Genomic DNA, 26181 nt, shown 5'->3' with positions numbered 1-26181 from the left:
GCTATCTGACCACGTATACCGAACATTCAGAATGGCGTACGACACGTGCCGCATTCGGGCCGAGAAGATAATCCTTAAAGTCTGGCTTATGTGCCCCAATCACAATCAGATCAGCTTTTGACAGTTTCGCTGTCTTAAGAACTTCCTCATACACTGAGCCAATAGAAACGATATGCCGAACCGCCAGGTTCGCATCTTTGCCAATCGCCTGTTCCGCCATCTCACTTAGAGCGGCGGCTGCACCGTCTTGCGCAGATTTGACATGGTGATCTTGGAAGTAAGCACCAACCACTGACGCCCCAAAGTCGGGAACAACGGTAATGACATCAAGTTGCGCACCGTCCATATCGGCGAGCTTTTTTGCGGCCTTAAGCACATTCGCATCTTCGTCAGGACGGGTAATATCAACCGCACATAAGATCGTTTTGATCATGCCATCTCTCCTTCTCGAACGGCGGGTGCTGCGCGCCCTTTTTGCAAGTAAGCGATCAAAGCCAGCAACAGCAACGCAGGGATCCAGATCAGTTCTTTGGGCATTTGATTGGATGCGACTTGAACACCGGTGATCGCAACAGGCTCGTCTCCATAGAAATCAAACGACGACAAAGTATCTGACAAGTCGGTACCGAACCCGGGCTCGTCCATTTGTTGAACATCGTCATCTGGCACCAGAATAATGCCCAGAGCGTCAAGCCGCGCATCGCCGCCATCAACATCAGGCACGGTCAAGGGAACAGTCACATCCTTCATTTCGAAGGTGTCAAAGTCGGGTCCGGAGATAATTGTCCGCAAAGTGCTGCCGGGTTCCGCGTTCGCCAATGCCTCTGTAAATGCAGCGGGTGCGATTTCTTCAAACGGCGGTTGGATTTGGTTCATAAAAAAGCCAGGGCGGAACAGCGCAAATGCGATAAGCAGCATGGCGAGCGTTTCCCAAATCCGGTTCTTGGTCAGGAACCAGCCCATCGTGGCAGCCGTAAACACCAAAATGCCTATCGTTGCCGTGATGAAGACCACGATGCCCTGGGCCCATGTCACATCGATCAGCAGCAGATCGGTGTTGAAGATAAACACAAAGGGCAGGGCAACGGTCCGCAAGCTGTAGAAAAACGCGGTAAATCCGGTCCGGATCGCGTCACCGCCCGAGACAGCGGCCGCCGCAAAACTGGCAAGTCCTACCGGTGGCGTCACATCCGCCATGATCCCGAAGTAGAAAACAAACAGGTGAACCGCGATCAATGGAACGATCAGGCCGTTTTGCGCGCCTAGCTCGACAACCACAGCGACCATCAGCGACGACACGACGATGTAGTTCGCCGTCGTTGGCAAACCCATCCCAAGGATCAGTGACAGGATCGCCACAAAGACCAGCATCAGGATCAGGTTGCCACCTGACAGGAATTCCACGAAGTCAGCCATAACTTGGCCGATACCCGTGAGCGACACCGTGCCCACGATGATACCTGCTGTCGCCGTCGCAAGGCCAATACCGATCATGTTGCGCGCACCGTCGATCATGCCTTCGACCAGATCAACACACCCGTCATAGAGGCGTCCAACAGCGTTTGCTTCGCCACGAAACATCGCCTTGAGCGTCTTTTGCGTGATCAAGATGCCAAATAGCAGGAAGGTTGCCCAAAACGCCGACAGACCAGGTGACTTGCGTTCAATCATCAGGAAATAGACCAGAACGATGATTGGCAGCAGATAGTAGAGGCCAGACTTGTAGATCTTTGCAAGGTCGGGAAGCTCCACGACCTCTGCATTTGGATCATCTGGTTCCAGGTCGTCTGTCTGCGCGGCCAAATAGACCAGTGCAATATAGACCAACCCGAGAAGTGCTGCGAGAATCCAACCGGAGCCTTCCGGGAACAGCGACACGACGGCCGCCACCGGATATTGCGTTGCATAGCATAGCAAAGCAAAACCGGCGAAGAAGCCAAACATCCCAAGGACCGTGTTGAACAGGTTCACAACCTTGTTGCCGATAGTTGGCATGTTGTTTTTCACCGCTTCGAGGTGAACGATATAGACCAGAGCGATGTAAGAAATAATCGCGGGCAAGAAGGCGTGGGTAATCACCTCGACATAGGAAATGCCGACATATTCCACCATCAGGAACGCCGCAGCACCCATGACCGGGGGCATGATTTGGCCGTTGACGGATGACGCCACCTCGACCGAACCTGCCTTTTCCGCGCTAAACCCCACACGTTTCATCAGCGGAATGGTGAACGTGCCTGTTGTCACCACATTGGCAATCGAAGATCCCGAGATCAGACCGGTCGCGGCAGAGCCAACAACGGCGGCTTTCGCAGGTCCGCCACGCAAGTGCCCAAGCGCGCCGAATGCCATTTTGATAAAGTAGTTCCCAGCGCCAGCCTTATCCAGCAAGGCCCCAAACAGAACAAACAGGAATACGAACCGTGTGGAAACGCCAAGCGCGATCCCGAACACACCTTCAGATGTGATCCACATATGGCTCATCGCTTTGCGCAGGCTTGCCCCGGCCCAGCGGATTTGGTCTGGCACAACCTCGGATGATCCGAAAAAGACGTAGCCCAGGAACACAACAGCCAGAACCACCATGACGGGCCCAAGCGTTCTGTAGGCCGCGATAAAGAGGAAGATCAAACCGGCAAGGCCGAAATAGGCGTCCGCAGTATCAGCGAGGCCGCCATTGCCGACAATCTTGTCGTAAAAAAAGTATCCATAAAGTGCCAGAAACGCACCACCGACGCCCAAAATCCAGTCATACCACGGAATATGGTCACGCGGGCTGTTCTTGAATAAAGGATAGGCCATCGCAGAGAGAAAAATCGCAAAGGCGAGATGGATTTGGCGGGAGTTATTGATCAGATCACCGGGCAGGATGTAAGGACCGACCGGCGAGGCGAGAAGCACCTGAAAGACGGACCATAACAGCGCGGTGATCGCGATCATCTTCCCCACGGCCCCACTTGGGCTGCGTGCGCCGCTGTCACTTGCCGCGACCAGTTCCTGAAGCTCTTCCTCGCTGAGCGCGCGGTTCTCTGATTTGGTCATATGTCCCCCTGCCGCCGGTTTCCGGCTGATTGAGTTGATGACCGAGGGCGCGCGAACCCGCCCCCGGCGTTATTATTGATCTGACCAGAGTTATTCTATCAGGCCAGCTTCTTTATAGTATTTGGCAGCACCATCATGCAGTGGTGCGGACAGGCCAGCGGATGCCATGTCTGCTGGCTCAAGGTTTGCAAATGCAGGGTGCAGACCTTTGAAGTCGTCGATGTTGTCAAAGACAGATTTGACAAGCGTGTAAACCACATCTTCAGAGACAGATGCAGAGCTTACGAATGTCGCACCAACACCGAATGTTGTGACGTCATTGTCGTTTCCGCGGTACATGCCACCGGGAATTGTCGCCGAGCGGTAGAACGAGTTGTCAGCGATCAGCTGATCAACAGCTTCGCCGGAAACTTCGACCAGAACGGAATCGCAAGCTGTTGTGGCCTCAGAAATCGAACCGGAAGGGTGACCGACAGTGTAGACCATCGCGTCAATCTGGTTGTCGCAAAGTGCGGCAGACTGCTCTGCGGCTTTCAGCTCAGTCGCCAGAGCGAAATCATCGGTTGTCCAACCGAGGGCCGCCATCAGCACTTCCATTGTGCCGCGCTGACCAGACCCGGGGTTGCCAATGTTCACACGCTTGCCGGCAAGATCTTCAATGCTAGTGATGCCTGAATCCGCACGGGCAACGACGGTAAAGGGTTCTGGGTGCACAGAGAAGACGGCGCGCAGATCGTCAAATGCGCCATTCTCTTCAAAGCGGGACGTGCCGTTATATGCATGGTATTGCCAGTCAGATTGGGCGACACCAAACTCCAATTCGCCTTCGCGAATGGTGTTGATGTTGTACACGGAACCGCCCGTGGATTCGACGGAACAGCGAATGCCGTGATCGCGGCGACCCTGGTTTACCAGACGGCAAATCGCGCCGCCCGTTGGATAGTAAACGCCCGTCACACCGCCTGTCCCGATCGTGATGAACTCTTCCGCATAAGCGGTTGGGGTCATCACGACGGTGGCGGCCGCGGCCATTGCTGTCATCTTGATTTTATTGAACATTTTCATTCTCCCTTGGTGTAATGTTCTTCGTGGGTTAAAGATCCCAGACTTCCGCCAGGACCCTGTTTGCATTCTCAACGTCAGCGATCCTGGCCCGCGCATCCGAATTGGATCGGCTGACCAAGACCCCAATCAGGGTTTCAACAAGAAACATTGTCACGACGTATGACGAATAGAAGTGTGGACTGTTTGTCGGCACAATAAAACACACCGCCGCATGTTTTAGCGCGGGGCAGCTATGAGTATCGGTGATCAGGACAACATAGACGCCTTGGGACTTTGCCATTTCCGCCGCGCGTAAGGCGCGACCCGAGAACGGTGGCTTCGTCACAATGATCAGAACGTCGCGCTCATCAAGTCCGGCAAGCCCCCACCCAACGACGCGCCCATTCTGGACGCCATCATCCAGTTTTCGGCGCAGAAGTTCGCGAGGTATGACAAATATTCGACGACGCCGGTCGACCCAAGTGCGCCCAGCAATAGGACCTTTCGTGCGACAGAAATGCGATCAACTGCAACATCAAGTGCGTCTCGATCAATGTCGCGTACAAGCGTTTGAAGGTTTGATTGGCACGCAGCAAGATGGGCATCAATAAAATGCGCGTTCTGCGCGCTGTGATCGTGGTGTAGTTGTTCAGCGCGATCCGCAAATCGGTTAACGCGGTCTGATATTTTCACCCGTAACTCTTCACGCAGTTCAGCAAAATCTTCGTAATCAAGCGCCCGCGCAAGGCGGGAAAACGCGGCCGGTGAAATGCCGCTTTCGCCTGACACATGACGGAGTGGGCGTGTTGCTGCATCGATTGGGTTTTCGGTAATGAAATCTGCAGCCGACTGAAGCGACCCGCTGAGGTCACCATATCGTTTTTGCAGCCGTGCTTCGAACTTTGCGTTCAAACCCTATCCCCCAGTAGACGCAATGTTCAAATTGTTTCACACGTTGTCAACACCCGAATCATCTGTTTCATTGCATTCAATCTCACAAACCCAAGGTGCACCATGTCAAAGGTCTTTCCGCGTCACACACAGGCCGTGTTACCGACCGCCCATAAAGGTGACGGGATATATATCATTGATAGTGAGGGAAAATATTACCTTGATGGCTCGGGTGGTGCTGCTGTTTCGTGCCTTGGCCATAGCGATCCAGACGTCATCTCAGCCATCAAAACACAACTTGATTCTCTGGATTTTGCACACACTGGTTTCCTGACATCGGCCCCGGCTGAAGCTTTGGCAGCGAAACTGATCGCCCATGCGCCAGAAGGAATCGACCGCGTCTATTTGGTTTCTGGTGGGTCAGAGGCCGTCGAGGCCGCACTGAAACTTGCCCGCCAGTATATGATTGAAATTGGCCAGCCCGAACGCACGCGGTTCATTTCTCGCCGCCAAAGCTATCATGGAAATACTCTGGGTGCTTTGGGCACAGGTGGCAATGCGTGGCGGCGAGAACCCTTTGATCCAGTGATGGTATCGGCCAGTCACATCAACGCGTGCTTCGAATATCGGGGCCGCGCCGATGATGAAACCCCTTACGACTTTGGTCAGCGCGTCGCCAATGAACTCGAAGAAGAATTGTTGCGTGTCGGCCCCGAAACTGTGATCGGATTTCTTGCTGAACCGGTGGTTGGTGCCACGGCAGGTGCTGTTCCGGCGGTTGAAGGCTACTTCAGACGCATTCGCCAGATTTGCGACCAATACGGCATTCTGTTGATCCTCGATGAGGTCATGTGCGGGATGGGCCGCACTGGCACATTTTTTGCGTGCGAGCAGGACGACGTTCGCCCGGATATCATCACGATCGCCAAAGGGCTTGGTGCCGGGTATCAGCCGATTGGGGCCATGTTGTGTAGCGGTGGCATCTATAGCGCGATTGAGAATGGCAGTGGGTTTTTCCAACATGGGCACACCTATCTTGGTCATCCCGTTGCATGCGCCGCCGCGCATGCGGTTGTGACGAAACTGACCGATGGTGGCATGACAGCCCGAGCAGCGCAGATTGGTGCGTACTTTGGCGCGGCGTTGTCAGAAGCCTTCGGGCAACACCCGCACGTGGGTGACATCCGTGGGCGCGGCATGTTCCGCGGGCTTGAATTTGTGGCCGACAGAGAAACGAAGGCGCCGTTTGACTCGGACAGGAAACTGGCGGCGCGCTTGAAGACAAAAGCAATGGAGAATGGTTTGATCTGTTACCCGATGGGCGGGACAATCGATGGCCAAAATGGCGACCATGTGCTGCTGGCGCCGCCTTTTATCTGCACTGAAAGCCAAATTGATGAGTTGGTCGACAAGCTTCAAAAAAGTGTAGAGGGCGTGATTTGAGACCGCTGCCTCAGATCATGGTTGCCCCAAATGGTGCGCGACTTCTTAAGACTGATCACCCCGAGGTTCCTTTAACGCAAGCGGAAATCGTCGAATGTGCAAAGGCGTGTTTTTTGGCCGGAGCAGATGGGATTCATGCGCATATCCGTGATGATGCGGGGCGGCATCTTTTGAATGTTGAATCGTATCGAAAGTTGTTGCTTGCACTCCAAGATGCGGTGCCAGAAATGGCGGTTCAGATCACAACAGAGGCGGTCGGCATCTACGACGTTGATGTGCAAATGGATGTTGCTCTGCGATCTGGTGCGACCATGGTATCAGCTGCGGTACGTGAAATTTGCCGCGCTGGAACACAAACGGCAGCATCGTTCTACAACAAATGCGCTGACCAGGGAATCGCGATCCAGCATATATTGTATGACAAGACCGATTGCGCGCTGCTGGAAAGCATAGTGTCGCGCAGCACATTGATGGATCCTTCGCTGCAAATCCTGTTTGTTTTAGGGCGGCACAGCCCAACCTCAACCGCCGATCCCGCCGACCTTGCGCCATTTTTGCGTTGGTTGACAGAACGAGAGATCAATCCAGATTGGGCTGTGTGTGCATTCGGAACGACGGAAACTGAGTGCCTATCAAAGGCTTTCGCGCTGGGGGGAAAGTGTCGGGTTGGTTTCGAGAATTCGCGGATACTCAGCTCCGGTTCTGTTGCGAAGGATAACGCGCAGAAAGTTGCGGATCTGAAGGAAGCACTGCTTTCTACGGTGTGACACTCATTCAGACACCGGCCTCAGGAAGAACCTGTCTGATGCGAGGATGATTGCAGCAAGGCACCAAGACAATCGCCCTATGGCGGCAATTGCGCCACCGGAGCGTCGCCGCCATCAAAACATGGCATCACACATTGACGTGGGCGGTCTTTGACAATTGCTTGTCAGCTTGGATTGCAGACGGTTTTGGCCTATCCTCAAAGAGTGGCTTCAAATGCGACGCGCGCGGTAAAATCCTGGATGTTCAAATGATAATACGTTGCACTTACTGGGCAAACTGGCCGTGTAAAATGCTGCTTTTCAGGCTGGCTGCTACGAGGTCGGCTCCTGCAACGCTTGGATGATCGCTGTCAAAGTAAAGAGGTACCCCACTGCGCATTGCATAGCAATTTTGATCATCGCAAAAGACTGGCAATGGGTCGAAAACCTCAACACCATTTTGTCCCTCAGCCAAAGCGATTAGACGTTGTCGCACATCAGCCGACCGTGCTTCATAATATGCTCTAGAGACCGCAGGAATGGAGCCAGTTTCGACATCAAGATCTGATTTGAACAGGTAAGCTGTCATAGGCCTGACGATTTCGGGAAAGGGTTGAACCAGGATCACATCATGACCCGAAGAGCGTAAACGTGTCACCATGGTTTCCAACGATGCCCAATAGGCAGCGCGTTTGGCGTCCGTTGACGCGTTGGCCAAAATGCTGGAGGGGGTGTCTGGCAGGTTGGGGTAGGCGATATCAGCACGCTCGTTGAGACCATAAAGATATGCGGCATGCCGGTAGACCAAGACAACTACCCCGGGGGGCTTTGTTCCAGAGCGTCAATGCTTGATGTGGTCCAGTCCGTACAGCCGTCTACATTTGTCTTAAACAGTAGAGCCGGTGGGCAACCAGAGCGTGATAGGTGCGTCACACCATAGTCATGGCCTTCAAGTGTGTTTTGCAGGCTATAACTGAGTTCGACTGCGTGGCTGTCACCGATAACTGTGAGCATACGTGATGAACCGACGTTATACTGACAGGCCGCATCGGGTGGGAGATTGTGGCATTTGTCGCGATCTGGGCTGGAGGCTGTGGCATCAAAAGCCGCCAATATGATGGGGTCGAACCGCTGTGCGCCAAATCCGTTTTGAACCTGCCCGGCGAGGCCGAATCCCACAATTCCAAGCGCGCCAATCCACCCCAGCACGGTCCGATGCCTCCCAAGAAACCGCCATCCTGCGGGTCCCGATGCGCCATCTGGCAACCCATAATGCGCCACAAGATATCCGGCTAAACTGCCCGCCAATAGCTCCCATGCCCGCGACGTCACAAGATAGAACGCCGCTGAGGGGGCGAACCGCCCCATAACCTCGGCTAAAACGAGGCTGCCGATCAGGGCCAAAGCCAATCCAATCACTATTTTCTTGCGTCGCCACAAAACAGAAACAAAAGCGGAAACAGGACATAGAATTGTTCCTCGACCGCCAGGGACCATGTGTGGATCATCGGCAGCTCTTCGGCAGCGGGGGCGAAATACCCAGAAGTCAGCCAAAAATAAATGTTTGAGGCGAAAAGGCCGATACCAATCAGACTTGCACCAAATTCGGTGAGCTGTTCGGGTGACATCAACGTCCATGCAAAGGGAATAGATACAAGCGTGACAAGGATCAGCGCCGGTAAAATGCGCCAAGCCCGACGTTCATAGAAGTTGCGAAAGGTAAAACTGTCGGCATTCATTTCGCGATAAAGAATACCTGTGATCAGAAAGCCGGAAATGATGAAAAAGACGTCAACGCCGATAAAACCACCCCTAAGATAGTGCGAAAATGGGTCCCCCATGTGGGACACGATCACGGCACTTACGGCAATTGCGCGAAGTCCATCGACCTCTGGCCGGTACTTGTGCTCCATATATCATCCATTTGATGCAGGAAGAGTAGAATAATGTTTACTACGTTGATAGGGCTTGTTCCAGCGTTGATCCGTGATCTACCTTTAAACATGTTTGATCGCAATTCAGATGGCTGGGGCCGCCATCGGTCTGGACTACTGGCACCGTGTGTCACGGACGTCGACGTTCTTGGATGCTGTTTGGCTTCTGGGCAGACCAGAAACCGAAGTTGGTAGGATTGGTGTTTTTAACCAAGTATCTTCCGTCCAGATTTGAAAGTGCGGTTACGATCCGGGCGCTGTCATGCCGCGACCCTTATTAACACGCTGCCTGGGACATAAGAAAATGGATGAGTCATGGATCAACAAATTCAAGGGGCTTAGCTTACTGCCTACTGATATCCGCAAAGAACTCGAAGCAGGAAGCCAGATCGTGTCGGTTCTGGCGGGGACCGAGATATTTGCGCCGGGGCAGACCGCTGACAATCTGTGGCTGCTTCTGGATGGGACCGTGAAAGTACAGCAAAAGTCCGAGACGGGGCGCGAAATCTTTCTCTACCGTGTCCATGCGGGTGAGAGCTGTGTCCTGACGACGGCTTGTATGCTTGCCTTTGAAGACTATGCGGCGGAAGGCAAATCCGAAACCGACGTGACCGCCGTCGCGATCCCGCGCAAGACGTTTGACGATCTTGTGGCAAAGTCGCCGGTGTTCAGGGAATTCGTTTTCACGGCCTATTCACGTCGGATTACCGATCTCTTCACGCTAATCGATGACATTGTCTTTCAACGCATGGATGTGCGTCTGGCGTCCCGCTTGCTGGAACTTGCCGACGTAGACAATGTCATACATGCGACGCATGCCGTCTTGGGCACCGAATTGGGCACCGCACGGGAGGTGATCTCAAGAACGCTATCGGAGTTTCAGCGCCGAGGCTGGGTTGAACAGTCCCGCGGTGAAGTGCGCCTTATCGGGAAAGACGGTCTGGAGCGGCTGGTCAAATCTGCCGGGGCGCATGCATAGCTGACGTGATCCGTTGAGAAACGCCTTGCAAGTCTATCGCGGTCGTCGCTTGTAAGTTGATTGACGGTTGCCCCTTGATTCAGGGTGGCATCTTAAGAAAGGAATCGTCTTGGTGACTAGATCACCAAACTTTTCAAACTGCGCATGCAATTGTCTCATCATTGATTCTCTATGGAGTGAGACATGACAACTAACATGGGAAAAATTGACCGTGGTTTGCGGCTCTTCATCGCGGCAGCAATTGCTTTTGTCGCCTTCGGCACAGCGATGCTTGGATCCGGTATCCTGTTCTGGCTGGCACTGATTGTCGCGGGCGTTTTCACCTTGACCGCTTTTGTCGGCAACTGCCTGCTCTACAGCATTGTTGGCCTCAAGACGTGCCAGGACTGCTGACAGTCGAAACGGCCTTTGCAACTTGGGTCTCGCTTGTAGGTAGCGTCGCGACTGGCCTCATTGCAACCTTCCGACTTTGACGAGGCGATGACTACCATCAGCTATATCACAAAAGAAGTGCCAACCGATCTGGATGGTAATCCGATGCTCAAGGTGCCGGTCAACGGTTTGTAAAACGTCCGGAGGAGGGACCCATGGAACTCAAGAAAATCACAGAAAAAGTCATCGTCAGCCCGCAAATCACCGCCGCCGACATGGACGACATCAAGGCGGCTGGCATTCGCGCCATCATCTGCAACCGCCCCGATGGGGAAGGTGCCGATCAACCCTCGTTTGAAGAGATCGAAGCGGCTGCGAAGGCCGCAGGTATTGAGGCGCGCTATGTACCAGTGCAAACCGGAATGGTTAAAGACGATGATGTGACGGCGTTCAGCAATGCGCTGAACGACATCCAGCGGCCTGTCCTCGCGTATTGTCGCACGGGCACGCGGTCGGCGACGCTGTGGTCGTTCCACGAGTCCAAGAAACGGCCTATGCCCGAAATCCTCGCCGCGACCAAGGCTGCGGGGTATGACATGAACGGTGTTGCCCGCCGCATTGCCAATGGGGGCAAGACCCCCACCGACACAGGTGATGCTCATTTCTCAGTAGTCATAGTTGGTGCCGGTGCAGGCGGCATTTCCGTGGCTGCCAGCCTGAAGTCCCGCAAACCGGGGCTGAACATCGCTATCATCGACCCTGCTGACATCCATTATTACCAGCCGGGGTGGACGATGGTGGGTGGCGGTATCTTCGATGCTCAGCAAACTGCGAAAACGATGGGTAGCCTGATCCCAAAAGGCGTGCATTGGATCAAAGCTGCCGTCGCGGCATTCGAACCCAAAAACAATGCGGTCATTCTAGATGGTTGTCGCGTCGTGAAATACGACCGTCTTGTCGTCTGTCCTGGTTTGAAGCTGGATTGGGACAAGGTTGAAGGTCTGGAAGATACATTGGGCCGCAATGGTGTCACCTCCAACTATCGCTATGATCTGGCTCCTTATACATGGCAACTTGTGCAAGAGCTGAAAGAAGGCCGTGCGTTGTTCACGCAACCACCGATGCCGATCAAATGCGCCTAAGCGCACCGCAGAAAGCGATGTATCTTTCGGGCGATGCCTGGTTTCGAAATGGTGCACTCAAGGATGTAGATATCCAGTTCATGAATGCGGGCGGTGTGCTGTTTGGCGTCAAAGACTACGTCCCGGCATTGATGGACTACGTTGCAAAATACGATGCGACGTTGAACTTCTTCCACAATCTGGTCGCGGTCGATGGCCCAGCAAAGAAAGCGACGTTCAAGGTTGCAAAGCCCGATACCGATCCTACCGAAGTGACCGTCGAGTTCGACATGATGCATGTCTGTCCCCCCCAAACTGCACCGGATTTCATCCGGGTATCACCTTTGGCCGACGCTGCTGGATGGGTTGATGTGGATCAGACAACGCTGCGCCACAAAACCTACGACAATATCTGGTCGCTTGGTGACGTCATGAATGCACCAAATGCCAAGACGGCAGCGGCGGCGCGCAAACAGGCACCGACTGTGGCCAACAACATCGTTGCAGATATCAGCGGGCGCTCAGCCGTGGCGCAATACGATGGCTACGGATCCTGCCCGTTGACAGTGGAGCGTGGCAAAATTGTGCTGGCCGAGTTTGGCTATGGCGGTGCCCTGAAGCCAAGTTTCCCGTCCTTCCTGATGGATGGAACCAAGCCAAGCCGGGCAGCCTGGTTCCTCAAAGAAACCCTGCTGCCACCGGTTTACTGGAAGGCCATGCTCAAGGGCAAGGAATGGATGGCCAAGCCCGAAAAACTGAACGTTACGGCCGAGTAAATCGGCAAAAGCTAACCCTTGCCCAGACTCGCGAACAGGTCGGGGTGAGAGTGCCGACGGAACCGCACGGAACCGTCGGCATTTGACATGAAAGCCCCGCAACGGATGCAACTCTCTCGTTATCTCCCGGTCCTCGACTGGGGCCGCACCTACAACCGCACCGCGCTGTCGAACGATATGATCGCTGCGGTTATTGTGACGATCATGCTGATCCCGCAATCGCTTGCCTATGCTTTGCTTGCAGGACTGCCGCCAGAAGCAGGGATCTACGCATCAATCGCGCCCATTATTCTCTACGCGATATTCGGAACCAGCCGCGCATTGGCTGTTGGACCGGTTGCGGTTGTCTCGCTCCTGACCGCTTCGGCGATTGGACAAGTGGCGGAACAGGGGACTGCGGGCTACGCAGTGGCCGCACTGACGCTGGCATTTCTTTCAGGGGGATTTCTAGTGCTGATGGGGATCTTCCGTCTTGGTTTTCTTGCCAATTTCCTCTCTCACCCCGTGATTGCGGGTTTCATAACAGCATCGGGCATCCTTATCGCGACAAGTCAGCTCAAGCATATTCTGGGTATCAGCGCACACGGCCATACGTTGCCCGAGATGGTGAGGTCGATATTTGAGCACCTCGCCGATGTCAGCTTGACTACAGTCATCATCGGCGTTGCGGCGACGGCTTTTCTGTTCTGGGTACGCACAAACCTCAAACCCACACTCAAGCGGCTTGGCGCATCGGCGCTTCTGGCTGACATTCTGACCAAGGCAGGGCCTGTGGCCGCCGTCGTTGCCACCACGCTGGTAACGTGGGGCTTTGGTCTGGATGCGCGAGGCGTCAATATCGTCGGTGATGTGCCGCAAAGCCTGCCGCCACTGACGCTGCCGGGCTTTGCGCCCGACCTAATGCGCGCGCTATTGGTCCCGGCAATCCTGATTTCCGTGATCGGCTTTGTCGAGTCTGTTTCTGTCGCACAGACCCTTGCTGCCAAAAGGCGGCAGCGCATTGACCCCGATCAGGAGTTGATCGGCCTTGGCGCCGCCAATATTGGGGCGGCCTTCACCGGCGGCTATCCCGTCACAGGTGGGTTTTCGCGCTCAGTCGTGAACTTCGACGCCGGGGCAGAGACACCCGCGGCAGGGGCCTTTACGGCTATGGGCCTGGCCATTGCGGCCGTGGCTCTGACCCCGCTTGTCTATTATTTACCCAATGCAACGTTGGCCGCGACAATCATCGTGGCGGTCTTGAGCCTTGTCGATTTGTCGATCCTCAAGAAAACTTGGGCCTACTCTCGTGCTGATTTCATCGCAGTCACTGCAACTATTCTGCTCACGCTTAGTCTGGGGGTTGAAGTGGGGGTCGCGTCTGGTGTCGCGATTTCGGTGCTGCTGCATCTTCACAAAACGTCCCGCCCTCATGTCGCTGAAGTTGGCCTAGTGCCAGGGACCCAGCATTTCCGGAATATCCATCGTCACAAGGTCGAAACTGACCCGACTTTGGTCTCGCTCCGCGTGGACGAAAGCCTTTACTTTGTGAATGCCCGATTTCTCGAAGACCTGATACAGAAACGCGTGACCGATGGTCAAACGATCCGCAACGTCGTTCTGATATTCTCTGCGGTGAACGAAGTTGATTACTCTGCCCTCGAAAGCCTTGAGGCCATCAATCACCGACTAAAAGATATGGACGTCGGTCTTCACCTGTCCGAGGTGAAAGGGCCGGTCATGGATCGGCTGCAGCGGTCACACTTTCCAGATAGCTTAAACGGCAAAGTTTACCTGTCTCATTACGCGGCTTGGAAGGCCCTGGCGGCAGATGCTGCCGAATAGAGTGATCCAAGGCTGACCAGCCATAGGGGCCGGGCGCGACGCAAGAACAAATGCCGCATAGTTTGTTTTTGAAGGACGTCATGCGTCGCCGTTGCGGAGCAAAAAAAGCCCGGACACAAGGTCCGGGCAAGTCCAACAGGGAGGTGGAGATATAACCCGATCTCCGGCGGGATCTTGGGAACCCGGTGATCAAGAGAGGGAAAACTCAAGACCACCGGGCGGAGTACTACGCCACTAATCTATAGCCACCGGATTCGGTGACAAGAAGGCGGGCATTTGACGGATCTGGTTCAATTTTTTGGCGAAGACGGTAAATATGTGTCTCTAATGTGTGCGTGGTCACACCAGCGTTATAGCCCCAAACCTCGTGCAACAGCACATCGCGGGCCACAACACCCTCGGTCGCGCGGTACAGGAATTTAAGGATATTTGTCTCTTTTTCGGTCAGGCGGACCTTCTTTTCGTCCTCTGTCACCAGCATCTTCTGGGCAGGCTTAAAGGTATAGGGCCCAAGCTGGAAAACAGCATCCTCGGACTGTTCGTGTGTGCGCAACTGGCTGCGGATGCGCGCCAAAAGAACCGGGAATTTGAAGGGCTTAGACACATAGTCGTTTGCCCCTGCGTCAAGCCCCAGAATAGTGTCTGCATCACTGTCCTGTGCGGTCAGCATCAGGATCGGGCATTTCACCCCTTGCTTGCGCATCAAGCGGCATAGTTCGCGGCCATCCGTGTCGGGCAGGCCCACGTCAAGGATCATCAAATCATAAAGGCCTTCCTTGGCCTTCACCATTGCACTGGCCCCATCGTCTGCCTCAAAGACGTCAAAATCTTCGGTCATCAGCAATTGTTCGCCGAGTGCTTCGCGCAGGTCATCGTCATCGTCGACGAGTAGAATCTTTTTGAGTTGTCCCATGACATGCTCCTTGGTTGTGAACTTAGATTTGTGCTTTGTTTACGTTTCAAACAACCGCTCCCTTCGCGGTTTCACACGGTCGTGTGATTTAAAGTGCAAATGTTTCACTTTGGGTCAGAAACAGCTATCAGTTGAAACAAATGAGAGGTGGATGACATGGGATTTGCCCCCGATACCACAGAACGGCTGGCCCGCGCCCGGGCCGATTTGCGTATGGGCGTGCCTGTCGTGCTTGATGGCGGGGCTTTGGTCTTGTCTGCCGAGACGCTGGATGCCGCGCGGCTGGCTGATTTGCGCACATTGGGCGGGCAGGCCGTTTTGGCTGTAACCGGGCGACGTGCGCAAACGCTCAAGGCGCGGGCATATGATGGGGATATTGCGCGGATCGTGCTTCCACTTGATGTCACGATGAACTGGGTGCGTGCCGTCGCAGACCCCGCAGATGATTTGCGTGCGCCGATGAAGGGGCCGTTGCAAACCCTGCGAGATGGGCTAGGCGGATTTGCATCGTGCAGCCATCGCAATGGTGAAGGCCGCGCGCCTGCTGCCCGCGGTCGTCGTTTTGTCGTTGGACAACGCGTCAGCGTTTGCAGAGCAGCACAACCTCACGCTGGTTCCGGCAGATGCGGCTCTGGATACCGGGCTGAGCCCGCTAAACCCCATTATCTCGGCCCGTTTGCCATTGGATGTGTCCGAGGCCGGACGTTTGCACATCTTTCGCCCCGATGATGGGGCGGAGGAACACTATGCCGTAGAGATCGGGCAACCGGATCGCAGCAAACCGGTTCTATCACGGTTGCATTCGGCCTGTTTTACTGGCGACCTGCTAGGGTCGTTAAAATGCGATTGCGGGCCACAGCTACGCGGGGCGCTGTCACAGATGGGTGCTGAAGGGGCAGGCGTGCTGCTTTACCTTAATCAGGAGGGGCGCGGGATCGGGTTGGCTAACAAAATGCGCGCCTATTCCCTGCAAGACCAAGGGTTCGATACGGTCGAGGCCAATCACCGCCTTGGTTTTGAAGATGACGAACGTGATTTTCGCATTGGTGCTGAGATATTGAAACGTATGGGTTTTGGTGCTGTGCGGTTGCTGACAAACAATCCGGCCAAGGTGGCACGGATGGACGCCTGCGGGATTACCGTGGCCGAACGGGTGCCGCTGAAAGTGGGCGAAAACAAACATAACCATGCGTATCTGGCGACGAAAGCCGCGAAGTCAGGGCATTTGTTGTAGGTTAAGGGTCTGTTTGCTCAGGCCGACCCTTGACCTACTGACCTACGCAGACAGGGGCACCCGTCTGAAGGTGTCGGGATAGTCGATCACTAGCCCATCTTGATCAATTTCCAGCACCGCTGTGAACCCTCGAAAAAGGCCTTCGTAGCGATATGTCTGTGCTGGTACCAAACATGTATAGCGTTGTGGGGCCGGGCGCGGCAGAAAATCCCCTTCGATTTGATCGGGCAGTGGCACATAGGCTGCCAGTATGTCCTGACTTTCGTCTTTGCGCAGCTGCAAGCGCTTGATAGGCAAGGCGTTTGTGGCGGGCGTCACGCCGATGTCGACGTCAATGCAACCCTCCAGCGCTGCAATGGGCTGATGGTCGTGGCGGTTTGTCCAGTTACCTTCGCCATCCGCTTCGACATGCATGCGCGCGCCGCCCACATAGTTGACGGTCACCTCGCGTGTTCTGAAAAGGCGATCTGTGCGCACAAGGTAGTGGGCACCATACAATCCATGCCGGGTTCCAGCCACCACACCTTCGAGACTCAATCCGTCATTGTCATAGCGACACACACAATGTTCTAGCCCGGCACCGTTCCAGTTATGCCAACGTACAGAAATCATGTCTCATCCTAACTGTCTGCTTTACATGGCACCTTGTGAGGATGGAATTGGCTTGTAAAGAGCATGCGGCCTTTGCTGTCAGATGGAAAAGGGAACGCTGCTGACAGATCCGGCCTGACCTATTATGCATCAGGTATGAAACACTCTGATCTTGTCCTGACCCCAACGCACTTGCGCTTTATGAATCGGCGCTTCCCTTGCACGATTGGACGTGGTGGTCTGACCAGTTGTAAGAAAGAGGGTGACGGTGCCACACCCCGTGGAACACATCGCATTGTGGGGATGCTCTACCGTCCTGACCGTATGGCGCGCCCTGCGGATTGGGCGCTACCAATTGGGCCCGGTGACCTTTGGTCGGATGATGTGAAGGACCAAGACTATAACCTGATGGTGCGGACACCGCATGCCTATAGCCATGAACGGCTGCGCAGGGCTGATCCCATGTACGACCTTGTGATTTTGACTGATTGGAACTGGCCCTATGCCATCAAAGGCCGCGGTTCTGCCATTTTTGTCCACGCGTGGCGTGGTCCCGGTCGCCCCACCGCCGGTTGCGTGGCCTTCCGCCCAGATCACCTGCGCTGGATCGCTGCGCGTATTCGTCATGAAACCAGGCTTGTTATCGCATAACCGCTGGTACTGATCTTATTCTTAGGCCAAACCTAAAAAGGATCGCCCCCAAATGAAACACCAAGGCCCGTTTATGACCCCTGACGAAATCGCTGAACTGCCTTATCGACCCTGTGTCGGTATCATGCTGGTCAATCCCCGCGGGCATGTCTTTGTCGCGCAACGCAAGGATCGCGATACAGAGGCATGGCAGATGCCACAGGGTGGTGTGGACAAAGGCGAAACCAGCCGCGACGCGGCGCTTCGCGAGCTTGAGGAAGAAACGAGCGTTCCGCCCAAGCTGGTCACGATTGAAGCTGAGAGTGAGGGGCTCATCCGCTATGATATCCCGCATGCATTGGTGCCAAACATCTGGAAAGGTCGCTATCGTGGTCAGGAACAGAAGTGGTTTTTGATGCGGTTTCACGGGCTGGACAACCAGATTGATCTGGATACCAAGACGCCCGAATTCACGGCGTGGCAATGGATGGCGGCAGACAAGATTGTCGACAACATCGTGCCATTTAAACGCGCGGTGTATGAACAGGTTCTTGCCGAGTTTGGCCCCAAGCTCTGATCTTCCATGTGAGGCCCCAAGGATCAGCGCCAAACAAACGTCCGACAAAGGTATCGAATGAAGAGGACAGATGAATGAAGCAACTTCTTCTTGCCGCCGCTCTTGCGATGATCGCGGCACAAGGCAACGCGCTCAGCTGCCTGCGCCCCGATCCGATTGAGACGTTTCAGCGGCTGGCTGCTGCACCAGAAAGCTACTTTGTACTCTATGGGCAACTGACCTTTGATGAGGCTGAACTGCCAGCAGGTGTCTTAACGAACCAGACACGCGCACCTGATCCGATTGCAGCCCGGTTTGCCGGAAACGGCCTGAGCCGGGATGGGTTTACGATTGACTATCACAGCGATGTCACCTTGCAGATTGAATGCGGCGGACCATGGTGCGGCTCTGCCCGCAGTGGGGTTGATGCCGTCTACTTCGTCGCAGCCAGTGACCCACCAGTTACAATGCAGGCGGGTCCATGCGGTGGCATGATTTTTGAAGAACCCAGCGCAGCCGTCATTGAAATGCTGACCTCTTGCATGCAGGGCGGCGCCTGTTCACCGCAGCCTTTGCAGTAACCCCAGCGACGGATGCCCATCGGGCGGCAGGCCGGCGCTGCGTTGATAGGCGCGAATCGCGGCTCGTGAGTTTGGACCGATACGCCCATCGACACCCTGCGTGGAAAAACCGGCATTTGTCAGGCGCTGTTGCAGCTCGCGTCGTTCCGCGCGCCGTAGTCGTCGCTCATTGGCCGGGAATGCAGATTGCAAGGGGCCTGCCCCGCGAATGCGATCCGACAAATGGCCGACACCAATGATATAGGCTTCGGCGTTGTTGTAACGTCCGATCACATCGTAGTTGCGGAACAACAAAAAGGCCGGACCACCCGCCCCTGTCGGTGTGCTGAGTGTGGCATCACCGTAGTCAGGCACAGCGCGCCCATCAGTACCGACCACGCCCTGCCGCGCCCACGCGCTTGGGCGGCGTGTCACGGTACGGCCCGTTTGACCAAAATCAAAGCCGGGCGGCAATTGCACCTCAACACCCCAGGGCTGGCCCTTGCGCCAACCGAAGCGGCGAAAATAGGCAGCTGTGGAGGCTAGCGCATCACTGGGATCGTCGGCCCATATGTCACGCCGCCCATCGCCCGTGAAATCGACGGCATAGGCTTCGTAGGAAGTCGGGATAAACTGGGTATGGCCCATGGCCCCGGCCCATGAACCGGTCATGTTGCGGGGGGCCACATCCCCATTTTGCAGGATCTTCAACGCAGCGATCAACTGGCTTTCGAAAAACTGCCCCCTGCGCCCATCATAGGCCAGTGTCGCTAATGTCGAGATCAAAGGCGTATCGCCCCGGCGCTGACCATAGTTGCTTTCCATGCCCCAGACAGCCACGACCACCTGTGGTTCGATATCAAACCGCGCTTCAATCTGCGCAAGTACATTTGCGTAGCGGCGCACCATCTCACCTCCGTTGCTGACACGTGCGTCCGATACGGCGGTGGACATATAATCAGCCAAGGGGCGCACGAATTCGGCCTGGTTGCGGTCGCGCTCGATACTGTCGGGCAGATAGCGCACGTCGGCGAAAGCGGCATTGAAAGTCCGATCCGAAATGCCAGCGGAACGCGCGCGCCCGCGAAATTGCGCGACCCAGTTTTGAAACCCTGCGGCCTGCGCCCAAGGCAAAGTGGGTAGCGCGAGTGCGGAAACGGTTGTTGCGATGAATTGCCTGCGGTGCATGTCTGCCTCCTTGTTTTGATCCCAATCTAGCGCAATCTGATGCCAGCTAAAATCAACTCTTGTTCAAGGCGCAGCTTTTTGCCGGTATGTTGCGGATGAAAGAAGACAAAGGTGACATTGCCATGAAATACCCCTTTGCCAGCGACAAGGTTGCTGGTGTTTTTGCAGCCTTTCCAAAGACTGAACGACAGATGGCGCTTGCGCTGCGTGATCTTATCTTTGAGGTCGCGGAAACCACGCCAGAGGTGGGACAACTGGAAGAAACGTTGAAGTGGGGTCAGCCGTCCTACCTCACACCTGAAACGAAATCAGGCTCGACCTTGAGGATCGGGTTGGCGAAAGGTGGCGGAGCGGCGATTTTTGCCCATTGCGGCACCGACATCATCAGCACCTATGCGGCGAGCTTTGCCGATATGGATCAGATTGAGGGGAACCGCGCGGTGGTTTTCCACAGCGCCGATGACATTGTGCCTGCGCGACTGCGGCTATTGGTGCACCACGGCCTGACCTATCATACACGCAAAGCTACTTCCGCGTCCGTTTGACCTTTCGCGCTGTTTTGGCGGCCTTCTTGCGTGCTGATCCCATCTTGCGTCGCGGCGGTTTTCCGCGTCCCTTCGACGGGCCGCGCGGCATGATGCGGTCTTCAAGTGTCAACAACTCAACGATCAATCCGCCAGTGACGGGGGCGGCCTCTGCCAGTTTCGCGGTCACGCGCTGCCCCAACGCAATCACCATGCCGGTGTCTGATCCCATTAAAGTTTGACTATCCGCGTCATAGTGGAAGTATTCGCGCCCCAAGGTGCGGATCGGGATCATCCCATCGGCGCCGGTTTCATCCAGTTTCACAAAGACACCAAACTTGGCAATGCCGCTGATCCGCCCGGTCAGTTCGGCCCCAATGCGATCCGACAGGAATGCAGCAAGATAGCGGTCGGTGGTATCACGCTCTGCTGTCATCGACCGGCGTTCCGTATCGCTGATTTGCTTGGCTGTCTCGGTCAGGTGTTCAATATCCCACGGGCTGAGACCATCATCGCCCCAGCCGTGCGCTTTGATTAGCGCCCGATGCACGATCAGGTCTGCATAGCGGCGGATGGGCGACGTAAAATGCGCATAGGCGCGCAAAGCCAAACCGAAATGGCCAAAGTTTTCGGGAAAGTAGTACGCCTGCGTCATCGACCGCAGGGTCGCCATGTTGATCAGCTCATCATGCTCGGTGTCTTTCGCGCCCTTCAGTAGCCTGTTCAGATGTGCGGTTTTCAGAACCTGACCCTTGGCAAGCACAAGGCCAGATGCTGTTGCAACCTCGCGCAGTGTGTCCAGTTTTTCGGGGCTTGGCTCTTCATGGACCCGGAACAATAGCGGTGACTTCTTGACGATCAGCGTTTCGGCCGCAGCCACATTCGCCAGCACCATGAATTCTTCGATCAGCCGGTGGGCATCCAGCCGTTCTTTGTACTGCACGGATGTGACCTTGCCTGCATCATTCAGCACGATCTGACGTTCTGGCAGGTCAAGTTCCAAGGGCTGGCGCTGGGCGCGTGCCTTCATCAGGGCGGCAAAGGCTTGATAGAGCGGCGTGATGACCTCATCCATCATCGGAGCCACTTTGTCGTTTGGCGCGCCATCAACGGCAGCCTGAACTTCTTCGTAATTCAGAGAGGCAACCGATTTCATCAACCCGCGATGAAAGGCATGATCAATCTTGTTGCCAGCCATATCAATACGCATTGCAACGGCCAGACACGCGCGTTCCACCCCCTCGTGCAACGAACAGAGATCGCCGGACAACCGGTCTGGCAGCATTGGCACAACGCGGTCGGGGAAATAGGTGGAGTTGCCGCGCTTGCGCGCCTCGCGGTCCAGTTCCGATCCGGGCGTGACGTAGTGGGCCACATCTGCAATTGCGACCCAGATGATGAAACCGCTGCGGCGTTCTTTGGGTCAGTATCTGGTTCCACAAAACATGCATCATCGTGATCGCGTGCATCCCATGGGTCGATGGTGATGAGGGGCAGATCACGTAAGTCTTTGCGGCCTTTCAGGCCAGCAGGTTTGGCGTTGTCCGCCTCGGCAACGACCTGATCAGGGAAATGATCGGGAATGCCATGTTGGTGGATCGCAATCAGCGAGACTGCGCGCGGTTCGGTCGGGTCGCCCAGACGCGCTACAATCCGTGCTTTGGGCAGACCCATACGGCCTTTTGGCCCGGACTGTTCGGCCTCGACCAGTTCGCCATCCTTTGCGCCGCCGGTGGCCCCAGCTGCAACGGTCCATTGCTTGTCGGTGCCCTTGTCGATGGGCAGGACACGTCCCCCTTCGGACGCCTGACGGAAAACGCCAAGGATACGTTGCGGGTTGGTCCCGATCCGCCGGATCATGCGGGCCGTATGGCTGTGGTCTTCGGTCTGGTCGACGGTCAACCGCCCCAAAATGCGATCACCTGCGCCAAGGGCGGGATCGCTGGAGCGCAGCATCATCAGAATACGTGGTTCAGCCCCGTCGCCCTTCCATTCGAGAGGGCGGGCGAACAGATCTCCATCAGCATCCGTTCCGACAACCTCTAGCACAGCGACGGGCGGTAGCTCCTCTGCATCGCGATAGGAACTCCGGCGCTTGGTCAGTTTGCCATCTTCCTCAAGCTCTTTGAGCAGGCGTTTCAGATCAATCCGGGCGGCACCCTTGATACCAAAGGCCTTTGCGATATCGCGCTTGGACGCTTTTGTCGGATGCTCGGAAATCCATGCAAGAACTTCGGATTTGGAAGGAATACGTGTCATGTCACCCGCCTAGCACGCCGCGATGCGGGCGTCATCACAACTCTGGGATCAGTTCCTGATGCGGAATGGCAGCATTGTCATTGAACGGGCCGGTTGCGACAAAGCCAGGGTGCTGTCTTAAGCGCCCAATCTGTAGATGCCTTATTCCGCAATGAACACCTGAAGCCGCCATACGATACCTGGCGGCGTAGCCAGCAAGCACCGAAATCACGCAAAATAGTCCGTCAAAATGCGCGTGTAAATCGCCTTGAGCTGGCCGATCTGTTCCACGGCAACCCTTTCGTCCACCTGATGCATTGTTTTGCCGACCAACCCGAATTCAACCACCGGGCAGTGGCTCTTGACGAACCGCGCATCCGAGGTGCCACCCGACGTCGACAGCTCTGGCTTGCGTCCGGTCTCGGCCTCAACGGCCTTGCCGATCAGATCGGACAGGTCGCCCGGAGGGGTCACAAAGCTTTCGCCTGAGATTCTCAAGTGCATGTCGATCTGAACGCCAAAGGTATTGGCGACTTTATCCGCTTGCGCTTGCATCCAAGCCGTCAAATCCGCACTGGTGTGTGTATCGTTAAAGCGGATGTTAACTGTCGCTTTGGTCTGCGCTGGGATCACGTTTGTGGCGGGGTTGCCGGTGTCGATGGTCAAGATCTGCAAGGATGATGGGTCGAAATGGTCTGTGCCTTCGTCCAGCACATGACTGGACAGAACATCCATCATGCGGGCCATTGCTTAAGCATCGGGTTTTTGGCCTCGTGCGGATAGGCCGCGTGCCCCTGCACACCCGTTATTGTGAAGAAGGCGGTCATGGACCCGCGCCGCCCGATCTTCATGGCGTCACCCATTTCGTTGGGGCAAGTGGGCTCGCCTACCAAGCACACGGTCATTGCTTCGTTGTTGGCCTGCATCCAGTCCAGCAGGGCGATGGTGCCGTCTATGGCATCACCTTCTTCATCCCCCGTGATCGCGAGCACGACGGCACCATCTGGCGGGGTGTCTTGCACAAAATCAATCGCAGCTGCGGCAAAAGCTGCCACACCCGACTTCATATCGGTTGCACCACGTCCATAAAGAAAGCCATCTTTAATCTCGGCTCCGAATGGTGGCATTGTCCAGGCAGCTTCATCCCCCAACGGTACAACGTCGGTATGACCGTTGAAGCCAAAGGTCCGGTTTGCACCTTGCCGCCCCCAGCGCGCATATAGGTTGGACACGCCGCCGCGGTCGACGCGCCTACAGGTGAACCCGCCTTCGGTTAAGACTTTTTCCAACAGCGCCAACGCACCGCCTTCGATTGGCGTGACGGACGGGCAACGGACCAAATCAGCGGTCAGGGCAACGGGATCAATGGGCATGCGTAAGGCTCCTTTGCGCTATGGCTAGCGGGAAGGATGCAAGGATGCAATTTTGGATTTATGCCGGGCCGAAAGCACCCGGTCCTGTTAACCCGCCAGATATGCCCAAAAGATGAACATCAGGATCAGGACCAAAACGACCTGAAAGATCATCGCCTTGATGAGAAACTTGGAACGTTTGGTATCGGCGTCGACGTCGATCTTTTTCATGATCTGTCTTTCTTTAAAATGCCCTCAGCGTTTGGGGCAAAGGTGCTACAGCGGGGGCGTGTTACACAGATATGGTCCATCCCGGCAGTTCTTTAAAGGGCGCTGGCTGTGTAAAGCGGCGACTATGCGCGCACGACATATGTATGGATCGTGAATACTACGGCATCTGTAAGGGGCAGGCGTAAGATGCACTGTCGTTCGGACCGGACATACGGCATCTCACCGTCCTCGGGTTTGCGGCCTGGCTGATACAGATCGGCATCCGCATAGCGTAATTTGTTGAACCGCCACAGGGGTTTCCCCACGCGCACGCCGTCAAACAAGCGCTGCACACGGCGCGCGATGTTGTCATCGTATTCATCGACCGGGGCGTGAATATCGGTCAACGGCCGGTCGGCCTTGTCGGCCAGACGCCAACTGGCCGGAAAACACAGTACCGCCCCGGTCAACACATGTTCGTCCCCACGCTTTTGAAGAATGCAGATGTCTTCCTGCACCAGATGGCCCAAGGTGCGCAGAGGATGATCATGGTTGATTTGAAGACAGTGCCCGTCGGGACAAGTCACCGTGCTTTCAGAAACCTCAAACCCAAGTCCCGAAAGCAGTTTTAGGGCCTCGTGCAAAACCTCACTTCCTGCGGCGCGGACCTCTTGGGGTTCATAAATCACCTTATCTGGCTGCGTATGGATCAGATTCCTGCGCAGGGCCAACTGCGCGCCGTACGCATCATCGACGTGCAACCATCCATCAGGATCACAGGGCATTGTGCCGGGCAGTCGTGGATCATTGAGATGCGAATCGGGCAGGGCGTTTTGCAGGATCGGTTCCATAGTGGGCTATCGTAGTTGATTGTGGTTGGACTTTGCACGTTGTCAGGGTCGAGTTAAATCGCAAATCCATAGGGGCAGGCTGCGTCAAATGGCGACCGGCGGCATATTGGCTTGACGCGCCTGAGTACGTCGCACAGGTACAGCTCATGTTCTACGTTGCCACTATGCCTGCATTGACTTGGGCGATTGTCTTACTGGCCACATTGGGTTGGCTGACCATCGCCTATCGCCGTCATCGCGCCATCCTCTTTGCGCCGCTGCCTTACGTTTTTGCACTGGGGCAGGGGGCGGTCGCTGGACTGGCGTTATATCTGACCGCACAGAATAGTATCTCAATGGCGGCCTGTATGACAGGAATGATGGGTGCACAGGCCAGTATGCTGTTGATCCTGGTCCTGTTGGGCACGCTCTTTGCATTTCTTATTGCGGCCCGTGGAAGGTTACTAATGGTCTTGAATGCCAACAGGTCATTCGTCATCGCATTTGCCGTATTGCAGATCGTCGTCACACTGATCCTGATGCGATCTGCAATGCTCTGTACCGTTTAGGCCTTGTCGAAGAACGGGGTCATTTGCGCCACGATCACGCTGTTTTCTTCCAGCGCGCGGGCCATCAGCGCCTTTTCATCGTCCGAAATGTCGTGCCCCTCGGCCAGACGTTCTTCCAGCGTGCCGTATCCTGACACATCCAAAGGGGCGAGGTCGGCTTGTTTGAGGATTGCCACGGTTTCGCGCACGGCTTCGGCCTCATCCACACCGCTGGCATAGCACATCAGCGCCGCACCCGTTGCCTCTTCCGGCAGGCCGTCGCCGGTATTTCGGCCCACTTCGACAAGCAGCGTATAGACCTGCTGGCGGCTTTCTTTCTTGCTCATTTCGTTTCTTTCTCTTCCCAGCGCGACCGGACCGCCCAGATTGTTGAGACGATAATCACGATCTGCAAAGGCGCATAGATCACCAGCATCAGCGCAAGAATGCGCAAAAAGAGCGACAGGTCCATCACAATGGTCAAAGACACCGCTGGCAAGAAAAGCGATGCCAGCAAAAGCGAGATAATCACGATGTCGGCCGCCACCGGCAGCCATGCGGCCTTGAACGACGGGCGCACGCCCGCCGCAATGCGCTTGCGCGCCAGAAGGCGGCTGATGATCATTTCTGGCGTT

At 55.6% G+C, this 26181-nt stretch carries 23 protein-coding genes and 5 pseudogenes; 12 read left to right on the top strand and 16 right to left on the bottom strand.

What is annotated here, in order from left to right:
* Nucleotide 1: 1 nt before the first annotated feature.
* The 5 genes from QTO30_RS12090 to QTO30_RS12075 form a co-directional block, all read right to left on the bottom strand.
* Nucleotides 2-433, bottom strand: coding sequence for a universal stress protein (locus QTO30_RS12090; RefSeq protein ID WP_340424358.1), 432 nt, complete (start codon nt 431-433; stop codon nt 2-4).
* Entirely contained in the window at nt 430-3042 is a 2613-nt protein-coding gene (locus QTO30_RS12085) for a TRAP transporter permease (protein WP_340424357.1), read from the bottom strand. The genes QTO30_RS12090 and QTO30_RS12085 overlap by 4 nt, the downstream gene beginning before the upstream one ends.
* A 90-nt stretch (nt 3043-3132) precedes the next feature.
* Nucleotides 3133-4101 carry a TAXI family TRAP transporter solute-binding subunit gene (locus QTO30_RS12080; RefSeq protein ID WP_445327148.1) on the bottom strand — a complete coding sequence of 323 codons (969 nt, stop codon included), beginning with the start codon at nt 4099-4101 and terminating at the stop codon, nt 3133-3135.
* Between the two features lie 34 nt (nt 4102-4135).
* Nucleotides 4136-4432 (bottom strand): MurR/RpiR family transcriptional regulator, encoded by a 297-nt coding sequence (locus tag QTO30_RS22100; protein WP_445327147.1) that lies wholly within the window; start codon nt 4430-4432, stop codon nt 4136-4138.
* A 5-nt stretch (nt 4433-4437) separates the two neighbouring features.
* On the bottom strand, nt 4438-4998 hold the full coding sequence (locus QTO30_RS12075) for a MurR/RpiR family transcriptional regulator (protein WP_340424356.1): 561 nt from the start codon (nt 4996-4998) through the stop codon (nt 4438-4440).
* Nucleotides 4999-5100: 102 nt separating this feature from the next.
* Between QTO30_RS12075 and QTO30_RS12070 the strand changes: the two genes are divergently transcribed.
* Nucleotides 5101-6420 (top strand): aspartate aminotransferase family protein, encoded by a 1320-nt coding sequence (locus QTO30_RS12070; RefSeq protein ID WP_340424355.1) that lies wholly within the window; start codon nt 5101-5103, stop codon nt 6418-6420.
* Nucleotides 6421-6437: 17 nt separating this feature from the next.
* Nucleotides 6438-7187, top strand: coding sequence for a 3-keto-5-aminohexanoate cleavage protein (locus QTO30_RS12065; RefSeq protein ID WP_340425925.1), 750 nt, complete (start codon nt 6438-6440; stop codon nt 7185-7187).
* Between the two features lie 265 nt (nt 7188-7452).
* Here the strand turns inward: QTO30_RS12065 and QTO30_RS12060 are convergent.
* Both QTO30_RS12060 and QTO30_RS12055 read right to left on the bottom strand, forming a co-directional pair.
* Nucleotides 7453-8180 (bottom strand): annotated as a pseudogene (locus tag QTO30_RS12060) (SGNH hydrolase domain-containing protein).
* Between the two features lie 404 nt (nt 8181-8584).
* Nucleotides 8585-9079, bottom strand: a complete 495-nt coding sequence (locus tag QTO30_RS12055; RefSeq protein WP_340424354.1) for an acyltransferase family protein — start codon at nt 9077-9079, stop codon at nt 8585-8587.
* A gap of 325 nt (nt 9080-9404) precedes the next feature.
* Between QTO30_RS12055 and QTO30_RS12050 the strand changes: the two genes are divergently transcribed.
* The 4 genes and pseudogenes from QTO30_RS12050 (at nt 9405) to QTO30_RS12035 (ending at nt 14172) form a co-directional block, all read left to right on the top strand.
* Nucleotides 9405-10079, top strand: a complete 675-nt coding sequence (locus QTO30_RS12050; protein ID WP_340424353.1) for a Crp/Fnr family transcriptional regulator — start codon at nt 9405-9407, stop codon at nt 10077-10079.
* A 183-nt stretch (nt 10080-10262) separates the two neighbouring features.
* Nucleotides 10263-10472, top strand: coding sequence for a YgaP family membrane protein (locus QTO30_RS12045; protein ID WP_340424352.1), 210 nt, complete (start codon nt 10263-10265; stop codon nt 10470-10472).
* A gap of 194 nt (nt 10473-10666) precedes the next feature.
* Nucleotides 10667-12348 (top strand): annotated as a pseudogene (locus QTO30_RS12040) (TIGR01244 family sulfur transferase).
* An 87-nt stretch (nt 12349-12435) separates the two neighbouring features.
* Entirely contained in the window at nt 12436-14172 is a 1737-nt protein-coding gene (locus QTO30_RS12035; RefSeq protein ID WP_340424351.1) for a SulP family inorganic anion transporter, read from the top strand.
* 226 nt (nt 14173-14398) lie between these two features.
* Here QTO30_RS12035 and QTO30_RS12030 read toward each other — a convergent pair whose 3' ends face one another.
* Nucleotides 14399-15085: a response regulator transcription factor gene (locus tag QTO30_RS12030; protein WP_340424350.1), complete on the bottom strand. Its 687-nt coding sequence runs from the start codon at nt 15083-15085 to the stop codon at nt 14399-14401.
* A 156-nt stretch (nt 15086-15241) separates the two neighbouring features.
* Between QTO30_RS12030 and ribA the strand changes: the two are divergent.
* Nucleotides 15242-16319 (top strand): annotated as a pseudogene (gene ribA, locus QTO30_RS12025) (GTP cyclohydrolase II).
* Between the two features lie 42 nt (nt 16320-16361).
* Here the strand turns inward: ribA and QTO30_RS12020 are convergent.
* Nucleotides 16362-16931, bottom strand: coding sequence for a putative glycolipid-binding domain-containing protein (locus QTO30_RS12020; protein ID WP_340424349.1), 570 nt, complete (start codon nt 16929-16931; stop codon nt 16362-16364).
* A 135-nt stretch (nt 16932-17066) separates the two neighbouring features.
* On the opposite strand from QTO30_RS12020, the gene QTO30_RS12015 reads away from it, so the two are divergent.
* From QTO30_RS12015 to QTO30_RS12005, 3 genes are all read left to right on the top strand, one after another.
* A complete protein-coding gene (locus tag QTO30_RS12015) occupies nt 17067-17561 on the top strand; it encodes a L,D-transpeptidase family protein (RefSeq protein ID WP_340424348.1) in 495 nt (164 codons plus the stop codon).
* 52 nt (nt 17562-17613) lie between these two features.
* Nucleotides 17614-18117, top strand: a complete 504-nt coding sequence (locus QTO30_RS12010; protein ID WP_340424347.1) for an RNA pyrophosphohydrolase — start codon at nt 17614-17616, stop codon at nt 18115-18117.
* A gap of 74 nt (nt 18118-18191) precedes the next feature.
* Complete coding sequence (locus QTO30_RS12005; RefSeq protein WP_340424346.1) at nt 18192-18677, top strand: hypothetical protein; 486 nt, start codon at nt 18192-18194, stop codon at nt 18675-18677.
* On the opposite strand, the gene QTO30_RS12000 is transcribed toward QTO30_RS12005, so the two are convergent.
* Nucleotides 18657-19844, bottom strand: a complete 1188-nt coding sequence (locus tag QTO30_RS12000) for a lytic murein transglycosylase (protein WP_340424345.1) — start codon at nt 19842-19844, stop codon at nt 18657-18659. The two genes, QTO30_RS12005 and QTO30_RS12000, sit on opposite strands and share 21 nt — an antisense overlap.
* Before the next feature lie 122 nt (nt 19845-19966).
* Here QTO30_RS12000 and QTO30_RS11995 point away from each other — a divergent pair, with 122 nt between their 5' ends.
* Complete coding sequence (locus QTO30_RS11995) at nt 19967-20389, top strand: DUF1801 domain-containing protein (RefSeq protein WP_340424344.1); 423 nt, start codon at nt 19967-19969, stop codon at nt 20387-20389.
* Here QTO30_RS11995 and rnr read toward each other — a convergent pair.
* The 4 genes and pseudogenes from rnr to QTO30_RS11975 all read right to left on the bottom strand — a co-directional run bounded on the left by rnr (nt 20370) and on the right by QTO30_RS11975 (nt 25019).
* Nucleotides 20370-22627: pseudogene (rnr, locus tag QTO30_RS11990) on the bottom strand (ribonuclease R). The gene QTO30_RS11995 and the pseudogene rnr overlap by 20 nt on opposite strands.
* A 207-nt stretch (nt 22628-22834) precedes the next feature.
* Nucleotides 22835-23979, bottom strand: a pseudogene (gene dapE / locus QTO30_RS11985) (succinyl-diaminopimelate desuccinylase).
* An 87-nt stretch (nt 23980-24066) separates the two neighbouring features.
* Nucleotides 24067-24189, bottom strand: coding sequence for a hypothetical protein (locus tag QTO30_RS11980; protein ID WP_340424343.1), 123 nt, complete (start codon nt 24187-24189; stop codon nt 24067-24069).
* 122 nt (nt 24190-24311) lie between these two features.
* On the bottom strand, nt 24312-25019 hold the full coding sequence (locus QTO30_RS11975; RefSeq protein WP_340424342.1) for a heme-dependent oxidative N-demethylase family protein: 708 nt from the start codon (nt 25017-25019) through the stop codon (nt 24312-24314).
* A 146-nt stretch (nt 25020-25165) separates the two neighbouring features.
* Between QTO30_RS11975 and QTO30_RS11970 the strand changes: the two genes are divergently transcribed.
* A complete protein-coding gene (locus tag QTO30_RS11970; RefSeq protein ID WP_340424341.1) occupies nt 25166-25567 on the top strand; it encodes a hypothetical protein in 402 nt (133 codons plus the stop codon).
* Here QTO30_RS11970 and QTO30_RS11965 read toward each other — a convergent pair.
* Together QTO30_RS11965 and QTO30_RS11960 are read right to left on the bottom strand one after the other, a co-directional pair.
* Nucleotides 25564-25893: a hypothetical protein gene (locus QTO30_RS11965; RefSeq protein WP_340424340.1), complete on the bottom strand. Its 330-nt coding sequence runs from the start codon at nt 25891-25893 to the stop codon at nt 25564-25566. The two genes, QTO30_RS11970 and QTO30_RS11965, sit on opposite strands and share 4 nt — an antisense overlap.
* Nucleotides 25890-26171 carry a hypothetical protein gene (locus QTO30_RS11960; RefSeq protein WP_340424339.1) on the bottom strand — a complete coding sequence of 94 codons (282 nt, stop codon included), beginning with the start codon at nt 26169-26171 and terminating at the stop codon, nt 25890-25892. Before QTO30_RS11960 ends, QTO30_RS11965 begins: the two co-directional genes overlap by 4 nt.
* Nucleotides 26172-26181 lie beyond the last annotated feature (10 nt).

The sequence above is a fragment of the Yoonia sp. GPGPB17 genome, assembly GCF_037892195.1.
Classification (GTDB): Bacteria; Pseudomonadota; Alphaproteobacteria; order Rhodobacterales; family Rhodobacteraceae; genus Yoonia.
The sequence above is the reverse complement of the archived record's forward strand: the minus strand, read 5'-3'. Positions and strand labels throughout refer to the sequence as shown.